3 protein-coding genes are annotated in these 2,778 nt (G+C 49.2%); 1 reads left to right on the forward strand and 2 read right to left on the reverse strand.

Going from position 1 to position 2,778, the window contains the following annotated elements:
- Positions 1-559: 559 nt before the first annotated feature.
- Positions 560-778: a hypothetical protein gene (locus ACR2PX_RS04330; protein ID WP_433998137.1), complete on the forward strand. Its 219-nt coding sequence runs from the start codon at positions 560-562 to the stop codon at positions 776-778.
- 72 nt (positions 779-850) lie between these two features.
- On the opposite strand, the gene ACR2PX_RS04335 is transcribed toward ACR2PX_RS04330, so the two are convergent.
- A complete protein-coding gene (locus tag ACR2PX_RS04335) occupies positions 851-1,984 on the reverse strand; it encodes a glycerate kinase (protein ID WP_433998138.1) in 1,134 nt (377 codons plus the stop codon).
- A 19-nt stretch (positions 1,985-2,003) separates the two neighbouring features.
- Positions 2,004-2,687 carry a hypothetical protein gene (locus tag ACR2PX_RS04340; RefSeq protein ID WP_433998139.1) on the reverse strand — a complete coding sequence of 228 codons (684 nt, stop codon included), beginning with the start codon at positions 2,685-2,687 and terminating at the stop codon, positions 2,004-2,006.
- Positions 2,688-2,778: the final 91 nt, after the last annotated feature.

Genomic DNA, 2,778 nt, shown 5'->3' on the forward strand with positions numbered 1-2,778 from the left:
TAGAACGAGTCGAATTATTCGATGGATTCGTGAGAATAGTTGACCTATTTAATCGAATTCATCGAATAATTGGGCCGTTCTTTCTGGAATTTAGGCCGAAATAGGCTTAAGTCCGACAGGCTCCTAGCCCTTATTGTTCTTTGCCGGCCCTGGATCTGATTGAGCTGCCGGGTTCCTGGAAAGCCTGAAAATGGATCAGACTGAACACCATTCACTCAGGCTAATAGATAAAAAATAGAGCAGATTTCTTATTTGTGAATGTCACTTCCGAAATTTAATAACAATTTGTCATTTTCTGATGAGTTGTTATTAAAGGAATTGATACTTTTCCCTGATTTTTTAAGGGTTTTTCCAGTCTGATCAATATTTTTAATTATATTTTATGCACGATGGTTTTATTTTCTGTCTGAAAAGGCCCTGCTCCTTAATTAGCAAGGGTTACATAACAAAAAAAACAAATATTGCGTTAAACCCTGATGCCTCATTGTTGTTCCCGGCGCTAGTCTTGTAGCTCACAGTTTTAGTTTTATAGTCATCTAATAATGAGGAAAAGACAGAAATGAGAATTGCGATGTCGGCGCTGCTGAAGATTGCAGCCATTGCTTCACTGGGCTTCTGGTGGCTTTGGTTGTTTATTGGAACCGCGTATTACTATATTTTACAGGGAGATTCTCTCTGGGGGTCTGCACAGTCTGGTGCAGGCATTGCACTGACTATCTTTGTTGCAGGCATGCTGAGCTGCCATTTGTCTGAGGTGTTGGTACCCGTTGAGGAATAGTATTCCTTCAAAGATGTATTAGGGGCAGTCATGGTGCAAGCTCACCTTGCATGATCCGCCCCTGAAAAGCTTTTAAAGTTTCATCGTTAAAGCTGCTGCCAGATTTCTGGCCGCCCTGATAAGATTCTCTTTTCCTTTCTTCAGTGCCTGCTCCAGGGTGACTGCTCCGTGTACCACAGGGAATAAGGCATCAATCCCCTGTGAATAAACAGCATCAACTCCCTGACCTACGGATCCGGCCAGTGCCACCACCGGAAGATCAGCGGACTTGGCGATACGGGCCACTCCCACAGGAGTTTTGCCCTGTGCTGTCTGGCCATCAATACGGCCTTCACCTGTGATGACAAGGTTGGCCCCTTTGACTTTTTCAGCCAGGTCAACAGCGTCCATCACAATTTCAATACCGGGCTCCAGTCGGGCATTGAGATAGCCCAGCAAGGCAGCGCCCATACCTCCGGCAGCTCCAGCACCAGGAACATCGCGAACGGAGACACCGAGGTCACGTTCCATGATCAGGGCATAATGCTCCAGGGATTGGTCGAGTGCTTTCACCATTGCTTCTGTAGCCCCCTTCTGAGGACCAAAAATAGCTGAGGCTCCGTTTTCGCCGGTCAGAGGATTATCGACGTCACAGGCTGCAATAAACTCAACGGATTGCAGGCGTTGATCCATTTTAGTGGTATCGATCCTGCAAAGGTTGTGTAACTGACCACCGCCGTAGAGCAGTTCCTTGCCGTGGTCGTCCAATAAACGAACGCCCAGGGCCTGCATCATACCCGCTCCGCCATCATTGGTGGCACTGCCGCCAATGCCGACGATAATTTTCTCAACACCCATATCCAGTGCACTGTGGATCAGCTCCCCGGTACCGTATGTGGTAGCAATCATTGGGTTACGATGTTCAAGGCTTACCAATTCCAATCCAGAGGCTCTGGCCATTTCGATGACAGCGGTTTTACCGTCACCCAGGACACCTAACTCTGCCTGAATCTGGTTACCCAGAGGACCCGTCACAGGGACTTCTATGAGGCGTCCACCGGTGGCATCAACCAGCGACTGGAGGGTACCTTCTCCACCATCAGCAACAGGTACCTTGACGTACTCTGCATCAGGAAGAATCTCTTTAAAGCCAGTTTCAATTGCTGAGGCTACCTGAGCGGCGGTCAGACATTCTTTAAAGGAATCGGGGGCAATGACAATTTTCATCAGACTTTACTCTTCCCTGTCAGGCGATCTTCAGGATGCCGTAAATAATGGTAGACGTCAGAGCCATACTGAAACCGATCAGGGTTTCGTAGGGAACTGCCTTCAGTCGCTCGCGAATATTCATGCCGACACTGCCTCCGGTAGCGTGGAAAAAGCTGCCGTGGGGCATATGGTCAAGAACTGTTGCACCTGAGTGCATCATGGCTGCTGCACCCAGTGAGGGAATACCCAGAGCCAGAATAATAGGTCCAAAGACATTGGAAGCAACTGCTGTACCAGCTGTGGTAGAAGCTGTAGCCGCTGACATCATCATGCCACTGAAAGGTGCCAGCAGGTAAGCGGGCAGTCCGGAAGCTTTCAATAGCTCGACCAGAGAGTCGCTTAAGCCTGAGTTGGCGATAATACCGGCCAGTGTACCGGTACCGATCAGCATGATGGCAACACCGCTCATGCGTTGCAGACCACCAATGGCGAAAGTGTTGATGTCCTTGAAGCGACCCATGGCCAGGGCACCGGCTGCACCACCCAGTGGCAGGGCAATCATTGGGTCAATGGCAATACCTGCAATGGGGCGAAGTGCCAGCATAGCAATAGCCACCAGGGGCGCAGTGAGAGCAGCCAGCAGGCCTGGACGACGGCTGTCAGTCGTCTGGTCTACCAGGAGTTCAGGGGTTTGAAACAGTATTGAGTAATCTATGATTATCTATCATAATCTCACACTATGGATAAGAGATTAGTCAAGATTGGTGAAGCAGCTCGCTTGCTGGGTACTGACCACTCAACATTGAGGAAGT

It is taken from the genome of Endozoicomonas sp. (assembly GCF_051008435.1).
Taxonomy (GTDB): Bacteria; Pseudomonadota; Gammaproteobacteria; order Pseudomonadales; family Endozoicomonadaceae; genus Endozoicomonas_A.